A 19,267-nucleotide genomic window follows, 5' to 3' on the forward strand; every position below is an offset into this window, starting at 1 on the left:
CTGTGAACAGACATTTTCTATTTGTCTTTCAATATTATAATCTACCGGGATAGGTTCTTTTTTTGTCTCATAAGACCAAATCAATGTCTTTCATAACCAGTTTGGCAATTTGAATTACTTTTTCTTCAGAAAGTTTCATATCAATAGTTTTATTTTACTGCAATTTTTTCCAACAGATAAAAAAATTATCTTTTTAGTGGCTCCGTATAATATTTCCCATCTTCATTTTTCAAAATTTTAAACTTTGACTGTCTATGTCCTACTTCATAAGGTTCACCATTATCATCTCTTGTTAAAATAAACATCATATTTCTACCATTCCAACCTTCTTCTTCTGGAAATTCAAAACTTGTTACCCAAAAAGCAAATATTTTGTGTTTATTTTCCTCAAATCCATCAATTTTTTATATTTTTCATACTGCTCTTCTATAGTTGTTTCAAAAGATGAAGGGCCTTTTTTAATATTATAAGGCCAATCTATGTCTTTCATTACTTGTAATGCAATTGTGTCTATTTGTTTTTCTGTGTAATTCACGTGTCAATTATTTTAAATTACTCCCAAATCCATTTCCTCTATAAGATTAGCCCAAGTTTCATTCTTAACATCATCATTTATCTGTAATAATTGACGTTTTAGTTCTTTTGCATATTGGGAATGGTTTTTATAGTATTCCCCAAATGTTTGAGGGATTTTAATTTCTGCTCTGAATCTTACGTATACATATACATACTTAAGGCTACTTTCAAGATCAGTATTCAAAACATGATACTCATCATTATCTCCCTCATAATTCAAATTAAAAACAATCTCACTTGTAAACATATCAATACACTCACTATAATGTGCTAGATCTCCTTTTCGTGTCCCATATTTTAAGTATCTGTTATTGATGACTTGTAATCTGTCCAACGTAATATAGTCACCACCATATCCTGAATAACTTGGAAGGCCTATTTCATATAAAATATATTTGGTCTTTTCAGATAATCTATCATTTACTTCTGTTACTTCTGGAAATGTCTTGCATTCTTCTCCAAAATATTGTTTTATTTCCTCTAGTGTTATCATAAATATTGACCTTTTAATTTTAATTATTTACGTTTTCAATGGTCTTAAATTCTCATATCTATTTTACACAAACATATTAATATATATTCTGGTGTAAAACTTCTTATAATCAAAAAATTACCTTTTTAAATAAAATGTATCTTGAAATTTCTTACTTATCGTAATAATTCACTACAAATAAAAAAATCCAGCTTGAGGCTGGTTTTTTTTGAGATATAAAGAAACTTATTTTAAATAATCTATTCCTTTTTAGTTATTGAATAAAACCAATTATTTTAAATTACTCCCAAATCCATTTCTTCAATAAGATTAGCCCAACACCCATTCTCAACATCTTTATTTATTTGTAAAAATTGACGTTTTAACTCTTTTGCATATTTAGAGTGATTTTTATAGTAATCACCTAGTTTTTGAGGAATCTCGAATTCATTGACATATTTTGTATACGTATATACATACTTAAGATATGCTTCCAAATTGGAATTCCAAAAATGGTATTCGTTATTATCTCCTTTATAATTTAAATTAAAAACAATCTCTCCAGTAAACATATCAATACATTCGCTATAAAACTCACTATCTCTTTTTCGGGTACCATATTTTAAATACCTGTTATGAATGATTTGTAATTTATCTAGCATAATATATTCCCCGCCATATCCTGAATAATTTGGAAGACCTATTTTATATAAAATCTGTTTTGTCTTTTCAGATAACTTATCATTTACTTCTGTTACTTCTGGAAATGTTCTGCATTCTTCTCCAAAATATTCTTTTATTTCCTCTAGTGTTATCATAAATATTATTGACCTTTAATTTTATACATTGGTCTTACACCCTATATATAAAACTTTTTTTCATATTATTTACTTTTTCGATGATCTTAAATTCTCAGACACATTTTATGCAAACATATTAATATATATTCTGGCGTAAAACTTCTTATGTTCAAAAAAAATTACTTTTTTAAATCAAATGCATCTTGAAAGTTCCTGACTTATCGTAATAATTCGCTATAAATAAAAAATCCAGCTTTAAGCTGGATTTTTTTTGAAAAAAAATTTAATTCTTTCACGTCTTACACAAATTAGTATTTCGGACTGCTTTCTTCTATTAGCAAGCTCTTGCTTTCTTCCATAAAGGTTTTAAATCTCATTAGATAAGCATATATTTCTTCATTTGAAAATGGCAATTTACCTACTATAGGCGCCCTATCCATTATACTTTCAAATTCAAAATCTGGATTATCTTTAGCCCAAACTAAAGCTTCATGTATGTGTTTCCTTTCTGCTAAAGTGTATCCACTTTTTAAAAATTCTGCATCGTCATCAGTTAATTTTATTGAAATAATTGATACAACATCATATAGCGGAAATATTGGTATTTGTAAATAAGTTTTTTCCATTTTTTTACTTGTTAAAATCCATCGATTATTTTTATTGTTTTAATATCAACACCATTATTTGCTAAGTGTTGAATTATTTGTTTATTAATTTCTTTATTTGGTTTATAATGACCACTTTTAGCCGAAATTTCTTGAATTACACCTTTAGATACTTTAATTTCTCCTGCGCTGGCTACTGGGTTACCAGAAAGGAAACTTGAATGATGGAATTTTTTCGGAAAATGAAACTTCGACGCATAAATACTTCCATCCGGACTCAATACAAAAATTGCTTTTTCTTTATCAAATATGGTTTTAGTACCTAATGTATCAAATAAATTACCTGAACCATCATAAAGCTTCCCTTCTTTGATCACAAGTTTATATTCTAATCTTTCTGTCTCATCTAAATATCTGACCTTCATAGGCGAACTCCATCCACGTCCTGTTTCTTCACCAATATACTTTGCTTCCATTTTTTTAAGCTTGAAATTAAGTCTTTTTGCTACATTGATTAAATCATCCAGAATTCTTATAGTTTTCTTAGGTCCTTTGTAATACATTTTTTTTAAAAAAACGCCTACTTTCTTTTCATTACCACTTTCAACAACTACCCCTTTATAAAGAACTTCAAAAATTCCTTCTTCAATCTTTCTTGCACTAATTCCTTTGTTAGCAAGATTTTTTGATACAAACTCAATAAAATCATCTGTAGAAGAGAATGCCAATTTAAGAATTTTTTTTATCGTTGAAACATTCGTAGGATTACTAACAATAATAACTTCTTCAAGCAATTGAGGCTTAAGATTTCTACCTACATTACTGGCTTCAATTTTTACTATGAATAATTCTAACTCTTTTACGAAAGTCTGGTTTTTAGTGCCAATATTTTTAAGATTTTTTAATTGTTGTAGTAGTTGAGGACCATTTTGCAATATTCCTCGAACTAAACTTGTCGTCAGCATCCCGGCTCCAAGCATTGCGTAAATAACATCCCAATTTTCTACAAACCACTGTCCTTCTTCATACTGCATCAAAAACGTTTTGACATCTTCATCCATTAGCGCCAGATCTGTTGTAGCTACTCCAATCTCCACTGCAGCAATCGCTAATGAGAGTCCGCTTGCCGTTCCTAATGAACCTACTGCCATTATTATAACAAGAATATCTAATGAAATTCGCAAAGTTTTCATTAATTCCTCATGGGCTTTTCTATCAGCCAAATAATAAGCATAAAGAGCCGGAACAGGTAGAGATTGCAAGGCATTCCCACTATTCCTCTTAATATTATTATCAACAACGATAACCCAATCAAGTGGCGACAACTGTCTTTCTTCAATAATTTTATAAATTACTCTTTTCTGATTTATTGCATATCTATTTACAATTACCCTTTCGTTCTTTGTCCCTGTTTGTACTCTATCTGTAATCATAAATTGTTTATTTGCATTCTGTATTGGCTTGCCTTTTATCAATTCATGTCCTCCTCCTTGAGTAAAAATAGGCATATCTCCTAACCTTTTTGGAGGGAAAAGATAATTTAAGCCAATAAGAAACTGGCAAAACATTAGCTTATAATCATAACTGCTAATATTGTTATAAATTTCAAAAGTTGTCTCTGGAAACATATTAAAATACTCAAATGTTTTTTGAGTACTACTAAAACCTTGTAACAAATTAGTAATAGCCGAACCTGTGTCTACAAACCATTTGCTTTCATCATATTTAGATAGTATGAACATATCAGCCCAAAGAGTATCATCTCCTCGCTCTTTGATTATAAAATCAAGGGCATTTTCATACATCCAATCGAGTTTATCTGGACGACTTTGTGCTTCTGTAAATGCATTATTAAAACGAGAACGTGCGTATTGAAAATTACGCTCACTTTTAATAGCCATTTTCAAATAACTTAATGTTAGATTAAAATGCAATGTGCTTTTTAATTCTATAACAATTGCATATTTATCTTTCTTCTTACGTGTATCATTAAATGGGTATTTTAAAGAATATCTTATTTCTTTATTTGAAACATTAATATTTACGTCCCAGTTGATTTTATTATTGGGATTAATAGAAATATATCCCTTTTCACTACTAAATTCAACATTTATTGGAATTTTAATCTCTTTCCCAGTAAGAGAATTTTTTACTTTAAAGGGAATTTCAATGGGAAAATTCACTACCGGACTTGTTCCAGCACTTGGAAAATCTTGCTCATAAGTTTCATAATTATCTATATCAAACCATAATGATGAATCACTTTCCCAGTTACTTAAGTCTTTCATTAATTTCGATAAATCTGTAACTGCTGGCATTGTTTTTATTTTTTAAATTATTTACTATACTATTTCGAGTGTTTTCTAGAAACTTTAGAATTTTCTCATCAAAATCTTCAAATATATTTGTTGCCATATCTTTTATTATAAAATAAGGGAAGAAGGGTTACCTTCTTCCCTTGTGGTTAAGATTAAAAATTCATGGATTCCTTAAGGGTTTCAATAGTAATCTGTGAGATAGTCTGGCTTGGCTCAGAATTAGTCTTCAGTTTTAAATATCCATCTTCGATAGCTATTTTTCCTATCATTTTTGAGGCTATTTCCTCAACTTGTTCCGCTAAATTTTCATCTTCTCCACTAAGCAACGAATCACTGACATAGAAATTTTCAGATTGTGGTACTGATGTCGGATCTTCAAAATCAGACAAGTCTTCATCAAATGGCAATGCTTTTTCCACTTTTAATCCGATGCTGTCTGCCTGAAGGATAGTCAGGGAAGTCGGGATTCTTGTTGCCCATGCTTTTCCTTCTTTCTGTCCTTCTGTCTGATTCAATTCGTCTACAATAGAAAGGAATAATTTGTCTTCAATTACCGGTACTTCGCCACCATTCCAGATTTGGCCTGTCTGCATATAATAACTTACAGCTTCTTCAAATCCTGGTTTAACCGTTACAATAACTCTTGCCATACCTGCCTGTATAAAGCTTCGGAACAATGGGTCGTTGTTTTCGTGTTGGTAGAGTTTATTCCAGCTTTGTCTTGCTCCCCAGTAATATGGATAGAAATTATATGACATGATGTCCCATTCAAATGCCTGTTCGATGAATTTCACGAAAGCTGTATAGTCATCAAGATTGGCATCTACCTGTATTTCATGATTACCAAAGTTTTTTACAACTCCTGCGCCTAGTGGTTTGCTCATATCCTTACCATAAGTTCTTTTTGCAGTAGCATTCTGATCAATAATATAAGAAATACAATTTTTACGCAGTATCAGGTTCTCAATCTGACGATAAAAACCACTATTCGCTTCTTTGATCGTTACTTCTTTTGCCTTTTCTTCCGCTAACTTTTGCTCATATTCTGCAACGGCATCTTCATAGGCATCTATAATTGCCTTGAAAGTTTCCTTTTTCCATCTATCTTTTACTTCGTTAGTAAGCTTGCATTCAACCGAAACATTGACATTACCATGGAAGAAATTTGCCATCGTATAAGAAACCGGTACACTTTGTACGTAACCTGTCAAAGGAAATGAGTCATTGAGCCAGATTCCACCATCATGACTTGAGATAGATTTATTTACCCTTCCAAGCGTGACATGCATCCCGGAATATACCTGTCTGTCATTATCTTTTGCTGCTGTAAAATTTACAAATCCTTGAGTCGTAATATATCCTTCAGGAATTTCAATCTTTCCTGATCCTGCAGCCCCTTCATGTCGAGATGCGGAAGTTCCATCATAAGCAACTCCAAATGAAGCGCCACAATGAATTATGTCTTCCGGTTTGTTAGGTATTTCAACATTGTATTTTCCTGCCCAATATCTGACCGTATTATCATTTACCGAAGCATAGTTCTCTAAGTTGAATTTAACGGCTGCGTTTGTTGGATCCTTATAGGTTCTTGGATCGACCGGTTCTACTAATTTTGTTATTGCTTGATTTTCAGCCATACCCAAAAAATGCAGTTTTGCAGGTTCAGGAATCATAAATTCAAACATAAGGCGCTTGCCATAGTTAACAACCTGGTTCTTGAATACCTTGTCTACCCAACGATAAACGCCCACAACATGCTTGTCGCCTTTTGTATTGTCAAAACCATGTTTGTTATTTTCTTCAAATTCATCAATGATTTTTTCAATACGTTCTTCCTTGACTTTTGCAACGATTCGCTCCATCGCACGCTCCGTAATTTCTTTAGCCTGGGTCACAGCCTGACGTGTACTTTCCTCTTTAGATGAATGTGTCGCCATATTGACATTACCACCAATATTATACTTACCTAAATCAGCATTAAAAAAAGTTCCAGCAGTAAAATCTTTATTATCCTGAATAATTTTGGCAACTTCATTCTGCATTTCATGGCGTGTAGTACTTGTAGTATCTGTCAACTGCTCTCTTTCACTTTCAGACGAAGTTGTAGTTGTGTTTTCGCTTCTACGTAGCCTACGGGTGGCTTTTTCTTTATATTCGCGCGCCATGACGTTTTCTATCGCCGCTACTTCACCTTCGACATAACCCTGGATACTTTGCTCTACTTTTTTATAATCGGCAATCCCTAGCTGTCTTACACCAAACCCGGAAGGAATAAACGTTCCTTCAGAACCCGTTTGAGGTACAGATGGTATTGTTGGTATCTCAGGTACTTCTTGTTTGGGATCAGCAATAGTTACCATACTTCTCCTAGATACACAATTAAGCGATTGGAAGAAATTAACAGCGAGTGATTTTTTAGCACCATTTGAAAAAGCAATCTCCACAGTCAATGTTTTCAGGGTCGAATAAAACTCGTCTTCTGTCAATCCATTAGTATGAAGATTCGGTAACGTCACTTTATTTCCTGTCCAACTTTGTGTAAAGTCAGTTCCATATGTTTTTACTCCAGATAAGCTCTCTGTTATAGTGGTAACCCCAATTATTTGCCAAGACAAATCCGGTGTCGAAAAAGAAAGATCAAAATTCACATACGTTCCTGCAAGAGTAGGACTCTTATAACTTTTTGGGCAAATCTGGTAGGCAAACGGCGCTGCTAAGATTTCTAGTGTTCCTGTAGCTGGAATTAATACGCCACCTATACTAATAGAAGTATTGCCTTGTCCCGGTGTATTACCAATAATGACACCTGTATTATGATTAATACCATCATCAATCAAAAGGTTGAGTCCTTCGAAAGAAGGCATAACAGGATCAAGAGAAAAGTTTTCAATTATGTCTGATCTTGATGCAATTTCTGTTTCAATTTCCAATAACTCCAAAAGTGTTTCATAAGAAGGAGCTGATAATACGCTCTGAAAATAAGCTAAATCCAGCTGATCCTTGAATCTAAATTCAAATTTTGGCAACTCTGGCTTTGGAATACTAACCGGATTGTCACACGGATCATTAGGATTGTATGGCACTTGAGGATCCCTTACAGTGCACCAATTTTGTCTTTCCGCCTCAAGAGCAGCTTCGTAAGTAGCCAAAATAGGCTTTATGTCTTCTTCATATTGCTCTAAAGCAAGATCATAAGCAATCTTATAATCTCTATTATAAATTTTTTCAACTTTTTGCAGCTCTTTTTTAAGTTTTCTGTGTCTTTCAATATTTGCATTTGATTGAGAAATGGCCTGCACCCTTTTCATTTCCTCGCTTGGTAATGTGATAGTCTGTTCTTCTCCTTCTTCAACACTTCTAGCTTCTAATGGAGTATTCGGTAATGCAGGAACATCTTCTACAAAAAGTTTTTTAGGCAATACTACCTTAGCATTCATCAAATGTTTGAGTAACTTAGTATTATTAGCATCGAAATTTTCTAAAACATGCACCGCAACCAAAAGTTGCATAAAAATTTCTTTTAAATAAAAATCTTTTTGGGTTATTACCTGATAGAAAAAATTGTCCCAAAGAACAGTTCTATCAACAGTATTCAAGACATTACCTAAACCTGTAACTTTATTTGCCAATTCAGAAGCAGTATAAGAATATTTATTTCTTGTTATCCAAATTGCAAATTGCTGTAGATCGTGGTTAAAATAATCACTAATTCCTTCCTCTTTGACAGGATTAAAAGTTTCTGAAAAATTTTTCATGGCTGCCCATTTGCTAGTACCGATCGGTCTATTTGTCACAGCATTATCAAACCCAGATTCATTCGCTATTCGATAAACAAAACGTTTGTCCTTGTTAGTTTCTTCTGGCAATTCCGGCGAACGCATCGTTACAAATCGGAAAAGCGTGTTTTTAATTTCTGTACTCATTTTTTTTCGTGTTTAAATTATAAGATTAATTTCTTGCAATATTCGTGGCAAATAGAATTCTTTGGTATTGTTTTCCGGACAACAAGATTTTGAATGGCTATTATCGAATGATTACAATGCAAATATATAAGAAATAAATCTTCTTTTCAAATAAAAATAAGATTATTTTCAAATAAATTTTTAAATAACTGATCTGTATCACTCTACAAGCCTTATCTAACTTAAATTATAACAAAAAAAATATAAACATATGTAAATCATACATTTAGCAACATGTGTTTTTTAGGAATTAAAAAATAAAAGCAGTTGAAAAAGAGATTTTCCAACTGCTTCTATTGTATTTTTTTCTTATTATATTAAGATAATTACCTAATCAACTTTATTTTGAAGAACCAGTAACCTCCCTAACTGTTTTCTATTAAAATATTGAGGTGTAGTTTTCATTACAAAATCCCTAAAAGCAATTGCTAACGGATTCCTGATCTGCGATAGCTTTCCTATTTTCCAGCTCATATTCACTACTGCATGTGCTTTTTCCTTCCGTAACATCGGATAAAGTCGGAACGCTTCATTTATAGAATGCTTTTTAAGCAACTCTCCCAGCACATGAGCATCTTCAATTGCCTGGCAGGCTCCCTGACCCAAATTAGGCGTCGTAGCATGGGCCGCATCACCAATAAGGCAAACGTTATCCAAACTCCATTGCTGTATGGGTTTTAAATCCATAATTGGAGAAACAAACCTATTTTTCTTTGGAGTGGCTTTTATAATTTGTGTTACCGATGGATGATAATCTTTTAAAAAAGGTAGAATGTCAGAATCAACTTCCGCCATATCCTTATCAGCAAGAAAATACCAGTATAGTTGACGTTCGTTAAGCTGGACAAAACCAAACCGGGTGCCTTTTCCCCAGGCTTCATTAGCTTCATTCCTATAGGTTCCCAGCAATTCGACCTTGTCAACTACGCCACGCCAACACCATTGTCCGGCATCACGCAATTCACTTTTCGGGAATAGCAATGTCCTTACAACAGACCGGATTCCATCGGCACCGATAAGGTATCGGGCTTTAACCGATGTACCGTCTTCAAATTCAACATGATGAATGTTTTCATAAGGAATAATATCCTTAAGTCTCTTGCCCAAAATGATATGTTCCAGCCCTACTTCTTCTGCCAATATTTTATGCAGGTCGGCTCTGTGAATGGCAATTGTACTGACATTTAATTGTTTTTCGAAAAAACGAAGGTCATTGGATGAAAGTTTGGTAAAATTGGGTTTGGTAAGATTCATGGCAGTAATCCTATTCCCATGCCGGGCAATCGTATCGGCCAGACCCAGATGACGGTATACCTGCATGGCATTCATTGCCAATATGATGCCTGCGCCTACGGGTTTTAATTCGTCCGCACTTTCATAAACTTTAAAAGAGATTCCTGCTTTTTTTAGAGCTAAGGCGGTAGTTAGTCCTCCTATTCCTGCTCCTATGATCGCTATTTCCATTTGCTGATATTTTGATAAGGCAAAATTGCAGTACCGAAAATGAAAAAACGTTCACTAAAGTTAATTAATTGCTTCGTTTTCGGATACGGCTCAGCGATTGTGCCGTGATACCTAAATAACTTGAAATGTATTTCTGAGGTATTTTCCTGATGATTTCCGGCGACTTCCGCAAAAGGTTCTGATAACGTTCTTCAGGGCTGTAAAAAAGCAAATCCTCTATTCTGCGCTTTGCTTCTAAAAAACAGATATCCGACATCGTTTTACTGAACCTGGTCCAGAAAATATCACTGTCTATTAATGTATCCAGATTCTTCTTTTGAAAAACCAAAATTTCCGTATCTAAGGTAGTTTTGATGATAAAACCGGATTTCTGATTGGTTATATAACTTTCGTAATCGCCAAAAAAGTCACCATTCACCTGAAGCAAGAAACTGATTTCTTCTCCCAAATCATTCACGCAGTAAGTCCTTACAGCTCCATTGACAATATAGCCCAACCAATCGCAAACTGCATTGCCTTCAAAGAGAATACTGTTCTTTTTAAACTCCCTGGTTTCAGAAACAGATAAGAATTCTTTTAGCCTGTCGGCATTTAATCCCAAACGTTGAGCGAGTTCTGCTTCATTTATCATGGTTTGATAATTTATTGAAACAAAAATAGTAATTTGGAAAGCAAATTTTATGCGATGGACAGTCCAAAAGATGTACTAAAACTGTTAGGCATTCCTGAAAAACAAGCCGGGGAGTTATTATCTATTTCCAGAACCAAACCAATAAGCAGCGGTAAAGACTATATTTCCGCAGGACAAACACCAAAAACATTTGCAATTGTCATCAACGGACTCTTCCGGTATTATTACATAGACGAAAAAGGGAATGAATTTACCAAAGGTTTTATTCCGGCAGCTACCGTTTTGAGTGCCTACTCGGCTATGCGCTACGAAACATCGTCCTTCTTTTACATTCAGGCTCTTGAAGACTCCGAGATACTGGAAATAGATTATAAAAAATGGCTGTTGCTGCAACAGGAGGATTCTTTTTGGGACAAGTTTCTTATCCAGGCGCTGGAAAAAGGATATTTTACCAAAGAAAAAAGAGAAAGGGAATTGCTTTTACTGGATGCCGAAGCGCGTTATAAGATTTTCACAACTGAATTCCCCGATTTGGAAAAAAGAATAAAACTGCAAATTGTAGCTTCCTATCTTGGCATACAGCCTGAATCCTTGAGCCGTATCCGAAAAAATAAGCCCGCTTAACATAAGTCAATTTTTTAACCGATTGCTACTTCTATTTTTGGGCCATAAACCTATTAAAATAGAATTTAATGACTTTTCAAAACAACACCATCCTGATTACGGGCGGAAGTTCCGGTCTGGGGCTTGAAATGGCAAAACAGTTTATCAGTCTGGGAAACAAAGTAATTGTTTGTTCGAGAACATCCGAAAAATTACGGCAGGCACAAAAGACAGTGCCTGGAATACTAACTTATACCTGTGATATATCTGTTGAAGAAGAACGTAGGAGGTTGAGCAAATGGATTGAAGAACACCATCCAGAAATAAATATACTAATCAACAATGCGGCTATTGTGCATCGTATTGAATTTGCTGATGATACAGAAAGCTACGAAAAATCAGCCCGGGAAATAGCGACCAATCTCCAGGCACCTATTCACCTGTGCCAACTATTCCTGCCATTGCTAGCAGTTAATCCCAATGCAAAAATCATCAATATTACTACGGGGTTGGTCTATGTGCCAAGAACGAATTATCCGTTTTACAACGCTACCAAAGCTGCGCTGCACTCGTTTACTCAGGTTTTGAGAAATCAGCTTAAAAACAATTCTATAAAAGTGACAGAAGTATTATTTCCTGTTGTAGATACTCCCTGGCACGAAGGCAATGCACCAAAAATAGCCATAACACCTCATAAGGCTGTAAATGAAATGATCAAAGGCCTAATAAACGAAAAAAATGAAATAAGGGTTGGCAAAGTCAGGATATTGTATTATCTCGCACGCCTTGCCCCTAAATTTGCGTTCAGAAAAATCAATTCTTTGAGATGAGCCAAAAATGATTGCGGTAATCTTCTATATTTGCAATAAAGCCCATTCTATGAGACTAAAAGCAACCTTATTATTCTCTTTATTCCTATTCTGCTCCTGCAAAGAAGAAACCAAAATCCAAAATGCAGTAAAAGAAGAAGAACCAACTGAAACTATAGAAACCGCTGTAATTCCATCAGAAGAAAGCTTCCGCTTTAAGGATTTCCAAATCAGAAAAGGAGGATTAGGACGCATAAACGTAGGCATGTCTTTGGAAGAAAGCGAAAAATACCTGAGAGGACTCACCCGAAAACGATGCGACCCCTTTGATTTTGGATTTGATGGAGGTGGCGATGCGTATATCTACTATTGGAAAGACCAGCCCGTTTTGGCACTTATTCCTGAAATGGATACTAATATATTACTCGCTATTGCTGCCATACACAAAGAACTGAAAACAGATAGCGGATTACACCCCAATGCTACCATAAAAGACATCCAGCGTCATTACGATAATTTACCGCTATATCAAAATCTTATGATGAGTTGGGAATTTTTGTATGACGAAAAAGCAAACTGGGATTTTGTATTTATGAAAGACCCCGAACATCAGGTAGGCAACTATGAAACCCCTGACGCTCCCGGCAAAGTAATAGATTTCAACGCCAAAACAGATTGGATTACCATTCACTAAGGCAAATAGTTCTTAATTGCAATTAGGACAATACCCTGAAATAAAACCATTAAAATTAGCAACACTATAACCCGCAGGCAAATTAAGATTGGCTTCGTTGGGCATACATTCTACCTTATCACAGCCTAAACAACGAAAATGAAAATGGTTGTGATGATGGTTTTTCTTTTCACAATTAATACAAATTGCAAAATATTGCTTGCCGTCATCGCCTATAATCCTGTGTGCAATACCCTCATCACAAAAACGATTCAAAACCCTGTAAATCGTAGCCCTGTCTGCCTGTCCGTCTAAAGTATTTAACAGATTTTCATGGCTTAGTGCCTGTCTGGATTTCTTCAATGAATCAAGGATTATACTTTTTGTTTTGGTATTTCGGGTACTCATAATTTTATTTTTTAATGCGACTTAGTTGCAATAATACAAAAAATATTTATCTTTGATACGTTTAGCAGAAATCTATTTTGGATTTTACTGCTTAATTTTAACATACCACACCTCTACCCACTTTTATTAATCTAAATACGATTACAATGGCAGACAGCAACACTTTTGAAGTTATCATTATAGGCGGTAGCTATTCCGGCCTTTCGGCAGCAATGAGCTTAGGACGTTCTTTACGAAAAGTCCTGATTATTGACAGCGGAAAACCTTGTAACAGGCAGACACCGCATTCCCACAATTTCCTGACACAAGACGGGGAAACACCAGCAGCAATTTCACAAAAGGCAAAAAAACAGGTGATGGATTATCCCACCGTCAATTTTCATGAAGGTCTGGCTATAAAGGCGCATAAAACAGGGAATGATTTTGAAGTAATCACAGAAACAGGAGAAAAATTCACTTCAAAAAAATTGATTTTTGCAACCGGATTAAAAGATATTATGCCTGAAATAGATGGTTTTGCCGACTGTTGGGGCATTTCTATTCTGCATTGTCCTTATTGCCACGGTTATGAAGCGCGTGATACTAAAACCGCTATTTTGGCCAATGAGGATAGCGGTTTTCATTATGCGCAACTGCTATCAAACTGGACAAAAGACCTTGCACTTTTCACTGACGGAATTTCAATACTGACAGCAGAACAGGCCGAAATAGTCAAAAAAAACGGAGTAAAAATCATCGAAGAAGCTATTAGTCATATTGAACACGACAAAGGGAAAGTGCGTCATATCGTCTTTAAAGACGGCACCCAATTTCCTGTAGAAACCATTTACTGCAGACCTAATTACATACAACACTGCCCTATTCCTGAAGAATTAGGCTGTGAATTGACGGAACAGGGACTTATAAAAACCGATGCTTTTCAAAAAACAAATATAGACGGCGTATTTGCTTGCGGAGACAGTACAAGCGGAAGGTCTGTTGCCGTGTCTGTTTCTACCGGTTCAATTGCCGGAGTTTTTGCTAATAACGAATTGACAGGAGAAGCATTCAATAGCTAACAAATAAAAAACCGGCGGTAAATTAGCGCCGGTTTTATACTTCCATCTTATTTTTTAGATTTCTTTTTCTTTTTGGCTTTTGCTTTCGCTTTGGCTGCTTTTTTTGCCTTCGCTTTTTTTCTGGCTTTTTTCTTCTTTTCCTTCTCTTTTTTCTTTTTAGCTTTTGCTTTTTCTTTCTTCTTCTTTTTGGCTTTTTTGATTTTTTCCTTCTCTTTTTTAGCCTTTTTAGACTTCTTCTTATCTTTCTTTACTTCTTCTGTATTTTCTTGAACTGCCTGTGCTGCTACCGGTTTTTCTGCCTCTTGCGAAACTACTTCTGCATTTTCTTTAGGTGCCGATTTATCAGAAACAGTTTTGCTTGCAGTAGTCGTTTTTGAAACTGCTGCCGTTTTTGCTGTTGCAGGTTTGGAAGCAATCGTTTTTGAAGCATTGGATGTTCTTGCGGCAGGTTTTGTTGTAGTTGGTTTTGCCACTGTTGTCCCTGGTGCTGTTGCTCTTGCAGTAGCAGGCTTTGCTGTTGTGGTTTTAGCTGTTGTACCAGCGGGCCTTGTTGTTTTTGCTGTTGCAGCTGTTTTTGGACTTGCCGGTTTGGCTGCGGCCGGAGTTGCTTTTGGAGCATCCTGGCTTTTCTCTGGCGTATTGCCTGAATTGGTTTCGCTTATCTGACTCATCTTATTGAATTTACTATTTGTTTATATTATTAGAAATTAATTGAAGTATTCCAGCGCATTTCGCTAAAGTTAATCTATTGTAAATTTAACGTTAACAAAATTAAGTCTTTAACCTATTCGCCAATGTTAAGTTTTCACCGGATGCAAAAACTTAACATTGGAATTTTTAGAAAAAAATAACATGTAGCCAACTCTTGTCAAAATCACAACAATTCCCAATATCTTCATAAAATTGGTGATTTGGGCCATCTATTTTAGGGTTTTTAAATAAAATTGAGTAAATTCAAAATATAAACCTTTAAAATTCCTATCCCATGAAAAAGTCAATCCTTATCGTTGGCATGACAGCGCTTTTTGCTTTTGCCTCCTGCAGAGAAGATAAAAAAGTACCTGACCCTGCTCCTAAAACGCCACCTGTAGATAACCCTACACCACCACCTTCGCCAACAACCGGAGTACCCGCTACACCACAAGATGAAGATGGAACTAATATTTCGGTAAGCAAAGATGGCGCTGCGGTTGAAACAAAAGACGGTAAAAATAAAACGGGTATCAGCGTTTCTAAAAATGATGCCTCTGTCGAAATCAAGAAATCTAAAAACTAAACAGATAAGCCGGCAAAGTTTGCTGGCTTATTTAATCAAAAGTCATTTACGGGTGTAAAAAACATTTAAATACATCTAATTTTTTACTTTATATAATATTGTTTATATCACTATAAATAAACCATTTGACAAAACGATATTATTTAAAAACAAAAGAATTATTACTATGAAAAAAATATTCTTACTGTTGTTTGGCATCGCTATTCTGGGAGCGTGCAAATCAAAACCATCGACTCCAAAAATGGCAAAATTAGAACTCTCTCAAGTGAGTCCGTCGCAAAAAAATAAGGCCTACGAACTGGGAAAAAGAGTACTGAATGCCTGTAATACTTCCAAATTCAAACCTTTCACAAAAGAAGAAGCAACCGACAAGGTAATACAAAACACTACCATAGAAAGACTATCGAGCACCTGCAGGAAATTCTCAATCAAGTACGGAAAATTTGAAGACTTACGACTGGTTGAAGTGATTAGGAATAATACCGACGAATCACTTATCTTTAGATATAAAGCGGATTACCAAAGAAAATTTGCTCAAAAAGAATTACAGGTTACGTTAGATAAGGACAACAAGGTAGCCGCCATTCGCTCAACAGATTGGACAGATATTTATACACCGTAGGCAATATTTACCTATTTTAGCATACCAAACCTGAAAAATGAACACCAACGAACAGATTATCGAAGAGTTTTATGCAGCCTTTGCTGCCCAAAATGCAGAAACCATGTCCAGCTGCTACCATCCGGATATTGTTTTTGAAGACCCTGCTTTTGGAAAACTGCACGGAAAAGATGTTTCTGATATGTGGCATATGCTCATTGAACGGGCAAAAGGAAACCTGAATATCAAATTTGCCAATATCAAAGCTGACGGACAAAAAGGAACCGCCACCTGGATTGCCACTTACCATTTCACAAAAACCAACCGAAAGGTCGTTAACAAAATAAACGCTTCTTTTGAATTTAAAGACGGGCTGATTATCAAACATACTGACTCGTTTGATTTCTGGAATTGGGCAAAACAAGCCTTGGGAACAACGGGCTTATTGTTTGGATGGTCTTCCTTTCTTCATAAAAAAGTACAGCACCAGGCTTTGGAATCTTTGAGAAAATACCAACAAAAGAATAACATAGGCAATTAAAATTAATAATCTCTATTACGGGTTTATCCTATGCGCCTCTACGGCTTTGCGTGAAAAATTGCTCACAAAGTCACAGAGGCGAAAGTTTGTTTGCCCAAAAGCACTCAATTAACAAACATTTAAAATCCAAAACCGCCATAATTGCTTAATTTTAAGGAAATATCATTTCCCTTAGAATTTTACATTATGACAAATCCAATTTTAAACTCTTTCCTACCCTTATTTTATATTGCCTGGTCTGATGATGTACTCACAGAAAAAGAAGCTACCCTGCTCCAAGAATCCATTAATTCGCAGGATTGGCTGACCAAAGCAGACAAAAAAGAACTGCTTTCTAAAATAAACATTGACAATCCGCCAACAAGAACAGAGCTTCTCGAATGGAAGGACTCTATAAAAAAAGCCGTAAATGAAGACAGTGAAGAGGAATCGCTTACGGATATTGCCCTAAAACTCGCATTGCTTGACGACCCTAAAATCAGCAATGAAAAACTAAAACCGCTTTATTTCTATCTTCAAAATCTGGAGAAATCATTGGGAATCATTAGTAACGAAGCAGTTTACGCCTTTAAGGAAACACATGACACCATTACTTCAAAATATAGTACCGAGGCTACTTTTTCAGTTGAAAAACTAACCGAAATATTAGACGGAAACCAAGCTGAAATCATCAATACCGTCAAGAAGGTAATCAGCCGTCCCACTTTCAAATACGAAACCTCTACTGATATTGAAGTCTATCGTGAAAAGGTCCTGAAATGGTGCAAGATACTTGCCAAGGAAGGACTTGGAGCTACCGCCTATCCCAAAAAACACGGAGGACAGGATGATATTGAAGCCTACTTCTCTATTATGGAAACCCTTAGCTACCACGATTTGAGCCTCGTTATCAAGTTTGGAGTGCAATTTGGACTTTGGGGAATGAGCATCCAATCACTCGGAACAGAAAAACATTATGCAAAATACCTGAAAGACATTGGTTCGCTTAAGCTTCCCGGTTGTTTTGCCATGACAGAAACCAATCATGGCTCTAATGTTAAATCGTTGGAAACGACAGCTATTTACGACCACAAAACAAAGACTTTCACAATAAACACACCACACAAGCTCGCCAGAAAAGAATACATTGGTAATGCGGCCCGTGACGGACAAATGGCAACCGTATTTGCAAAACTAATCATTGACGGCAAAGACCATGGTGTTAATGCTTTTATCGTGCCTATACGCGATTCAAAAAACAATGTGCTGGAAGGCATAACAATTGAAGACTGCGGTCATAAAATGGGCCTGAACGGTGTCGACAATGGAATTATTTACTTTGACAATGTCATCATTCCTAAAGAAAATATGCTCGACAGGTTCGCATCCATCAACAGCAAAGGACAATTTGTAAGTCCTATTGCCAGTGATAACCGTCGCTTTTTCACCATGCTCGGCACTTTGGTAGGTGGAAGAATTGGCGTTCCGCGTTCCGCCCTGGCCGCCGCAAAATCGGCCTTAACGATTGCCATACGCTATGGCGACCAAAGAAGGCAGTTTGGACCACAGGGAGGCTCTGAAGTACCTATCTTAAACTACAGGATACACCAGCGCAGATTGATGCCCTATCTGGCAAAATCATATGCTGTCCATTTTGCACTGCAATATGTCACGCAACGGTTTGTTAAAAGACAGGAATCCGAAATGCAGGAAATTGAAGCACTGGCTGCCGGAATGAAAGCCTATTCCACCTGGAATACACGCGATACGATTCAGGAATGCCGTGAAGCCTGTGGCGGAAAAGGCTATTTGTCTGAAAACAGGTTTGATGCATTGAAAAATGATACCGAAGTCTATACTACTTTTGAAGGTGATAATACCGTACTGATGAATCTGGTGGCTAAAAACCGACTTACCGAGTTTAGAAATCAGTTTGGAGAAATGAATGTGCTAAGCCTTTTCAATTATGTAGTCGACCAGGCCAAGACTTCCATCACTTATAAAAATCCTTTTGCCACAAGGAATACAGATGAAAACCATCTGATTGACAGCGAATTTCATATCCATGCATTTACTTTCCGTGAAAAAGAAATACAGGCTTCTGCCGCAAAACGCATCAAAAAGCTGCTGAATAGCGGCCTGGATTCTTTTGACGCATTTAATATCGCACAACATCACTTGATAAACGTAAGTCAGGCCTATCTGGAAAGAATTGTATTAGAACAGTTCCAGCTACAGGTTGAAAACACAAAAGACGAAGGTTGCAAGGCTGTTTTGAAAAAACTCTGTCAACTTTACGCACTTTCAACACTTGAAAAAAATGCCAGCTGGTATCTGGAACAGGGGTATATGGAAGGCGTAAAAACAAAAGCAATACGGAAATCGGTAAATCAATTATGCTGGGAAATCAGGCAGAATGCCGTGCCTTTGGTCAATGCTTTTAATATACCGGAAAGCTGTTTGAGCGCGCCTATTGTCACAAAACAATAAA

At 35.7% G+C, this 19,267-nt stretch carries 18 protein-coding genes; 8 read left to right on the forward strand and 10 right to left on the reverse strand.

Features of this window, described 5'->3' with window-relative positions:
* Positions 1-352: 352 nt before the first annotated feature.
* The 8 genes from B0G92_RS10600 to B0G92_RS10635 all read right to left on the reverse strand — a co-directional run bounded on the left by B0G92_RS10600 (position 353) and on the right by B0G92_RS10635 (position 10,828).
* Positions 353-535, reverse strand: a complete 183-nt coding sequence (locus B0G92_RS10600) for a hypothetical protein (protein ID WP_101472172.1) — start codon at positions 533-535, stop codon at positions 353-355.
* Positions 536-547: 12 nt separating this feature from the next.
* Positions 548-1,069 (reverse strand): hypothetical protein, encoded by a 522-nt coding sequence (locus B0G92_RS10605; protein WP_101472173.1) that lies wholly within the window; start codon positions 1,067-1,069, stop codon positions 548-550.
* Positions 1,070-1,344: 275 nt separating this feature from the next.
* Entirely contained in the window at positions 1,345-1,866 is a 522-nt protein-coding gene (locus B0G92_RS10610; RefSeq protein ID WP_101472174.1) for a hypothetical protein, read from the reverse strand.
* A 290-nt stretch (positions 1,867-2,156) separates the two neighbouring features.
* Positions 2,157-2,474, reverse strand: coding sequence for a hypothetical protein (locus B0G92_RS10615; RefSeq protein ID WP_101472175.1), 318 nt, complete (start codon positions 2,472-2,474; stop codon positions 2,157-2,159).
* 11 nt (positions 2,475-2,485) lie between these two features.
* Complete coding sequence (locus B0G92_RS10620) at positions 2,486-4,771, reverse strand: hypothetical protein (protein ID WP_121366412.1); 2,286 nt, start codon at positions 4,769-4,771, stop codon at positions 2,486-2,488.
* Between the two features lie 152 nt (positions 4,772-4,923).
* Positions 4,924-8,694 (reverse strand): hypothetical protein, encoded by a 3,771-nt coding sequence (locus tag B0G92_RS16695; protein WP_180326429.1) that lies wholly within the window; start codon positions 8,692-8,694, stop codon positions 4,924-4,926.
* A gap of 369 nt (positions 8,695-9,063) precedes the next feature.
* Complete coding sequence (locus tag B0G92_RS10630) at positions 9,064-10,197, reverse strand: FAD-dependent monooxygenase (protein ID WP_101472177.1); 1,134 nt, start codon at positions 10,195-10,197, stop codon at positions 9,064-9,066.
* 64 nt (positions 10,198-10,261) lie between these two features.
* A complete protein-coding gene (locus tag B0G92_RS10635; protein WP_101472178.1) occupies positions 10,262-10,828 on the reverse strand; it encodes a Crp/Fnr family transcriptional regulator in 567 nt (188 codons plus the stop codon).
* A 33-nt stretch (positions 10,829-10,861) separates the two neighbouring features.
* On the opposite strand from B0G92_RS10635, the gene B0G92_RS10640 reads away from it, so the two are divergent.
* From B0G92_RS10640 to B0G92_RS10650, 3 genes are all read left to right on the forward strand, one after another.
* The gene (locus tag B0G92_RS10640; protein ID WP_245867804.1) at positions 10,862-11,452 is read left to right on the forward strand and encodes a Crp/Fnr family transcriptional regulator; all 591 of its coding nucleotides are present in this window, start codon (positions 10,862-10,864) and stop codon (positions 11,450-11,452) included.
* Positions 11,453-11,520: 68 nt separating this feature from the next.
* Positions 11,521-12,261, forward strand: a complete 741-nt coding sequence (locus B0G92_RS10645; protein WP_101472180.1) for an SDR family oxidoreductase — start codon at positions 11,521-11,523, stop codon at positions 12,259-12,261.
* A gap of 49 nt (positions 12,262-12,310) precedes the next feature.
* Positions 12,311-12,934, forward strand: coding sequence for a hypothetical protein (locus B0G92_RS10650; RefSeq protein ID WP_143395021.1), 624 nt, complete (start codon positions 12,311-12,313; stop codon positions 12,932-12,934).
* A gap of 12 nt (positions 12,935-12,946) precedes the next feature.
* Here the strand turns inward: B0G92_RS10650 and B0G92_RS10655 are convergent, their stop codons facing one another.
* The gene (locus tag B0G92_RS10655; RefSeq protein WP_101472182.1) at positions 12,947-13,321 is read right to left on the reverse strand and encodes a Fur family transcriptional regulator; all 375 of its coding nucleotides are present in this window, start codon (positions 13,319-13,321) and stop codon (positions 12,947-12,949) included.
* Positions 13,322-13,467: 146 nt separating this feature from the next.
* On the opposite strand from B0G92_RS10655, the gene B0G92_RS10660 reads away from it, so the two are divergent.
* Positions 13,468-14,379 (forward strand): NAD(P)/FAD-dependent oxidoreductase, encoded by a 912-nt coding sequence (locus B0G92_RS10660; RefSeq protein WP_101472183.1) that lies wholly within the window; start codon positions 13,468-13,470, stop codon positions 14,377-14,379.
* A gap of 47 nt (positions 14,380-14,426) precedes the next feature.
* Here B0G92_RS10660 and B0G92_RS16700 read toward each other — a convergent pair whose 3' ends face one another.
* Positions 14,427-15,050, reverse strand: coding sequence for a hypothetical protein (locus B0G92_RS16700; protein WP_101472184.1), 624 nt, complete (start codon positions 15,048-15,050; stop codon positions 14,427-14,429).
* A gap of 314 nt (positions 15,051-15,364) precedes the next feature.
* Here B0G92_RS16700 and B0G92_RS10670 point away from each other — a divergent pair, with 314 nt between their 5' ends.
* From B0G92_RS10670 to B0G92_RS10685, 4 genes are all read left to right on the forward strand, one after another.
* Complete coding sequence (locus B0G92_RS10670; RefSeq protein ID WP_101472185.1) at positions 15,365-15,655, forward strand: hypothetical protein; 291 nt, start codon at positions 15,365-15,367, stop codon at positions 15,653-15,655.
* Positions 15,656-15,821: 166 nt separating this feature from the next.
* Positions 15,822-16,277 carry a hypothetical protein gene (locus B0G92_RS10675; protein WP_101472186.1) on the forward strand — a complete coding sequence of 152 codons (456 nt, stop codon included), beginning with the start codon at positions 15,822-15,824 and terminating at the stop codon, positions 16,275-16,277.
* Positions 16,278-16,314: 37 nt separating this feature from the next.
* Entirely contained in the window at positions 16,315-16,797 is a 483-nt protein-coding gene (locus B0G92_RS10680) for a nuclear transport factor 2 family protein (RefSeq protein WP_101472187.1), read from the forward strand.
* Between the two features lie 186 nt (positions 16,798-16,983).
* On the forward strand, positions 16,984-19,266 hold the full coding sequence (locus B0G92_RS10685) for an acyl-CoA dehydrogenase family protein (RefSeq protein WP_101472188.1): 2,283 nt from the start codon (positions 16,984-16,986) through the stop codon (positions 19,264-19,266).
* Position 19,267: the final 1 nt, after the last annotated feature.

The sequence above is a fragment of the Flavobacterium lindanitolerans genome, assembly GCF_002846575.1.
GTDB classification, from domain to species: Bacteria; Bacteroidota; Bacteroidia; order Flavobacteriales; family Flavobacteriaceae; genus Flavobacterium; species Flavobacterium lindanitolerans.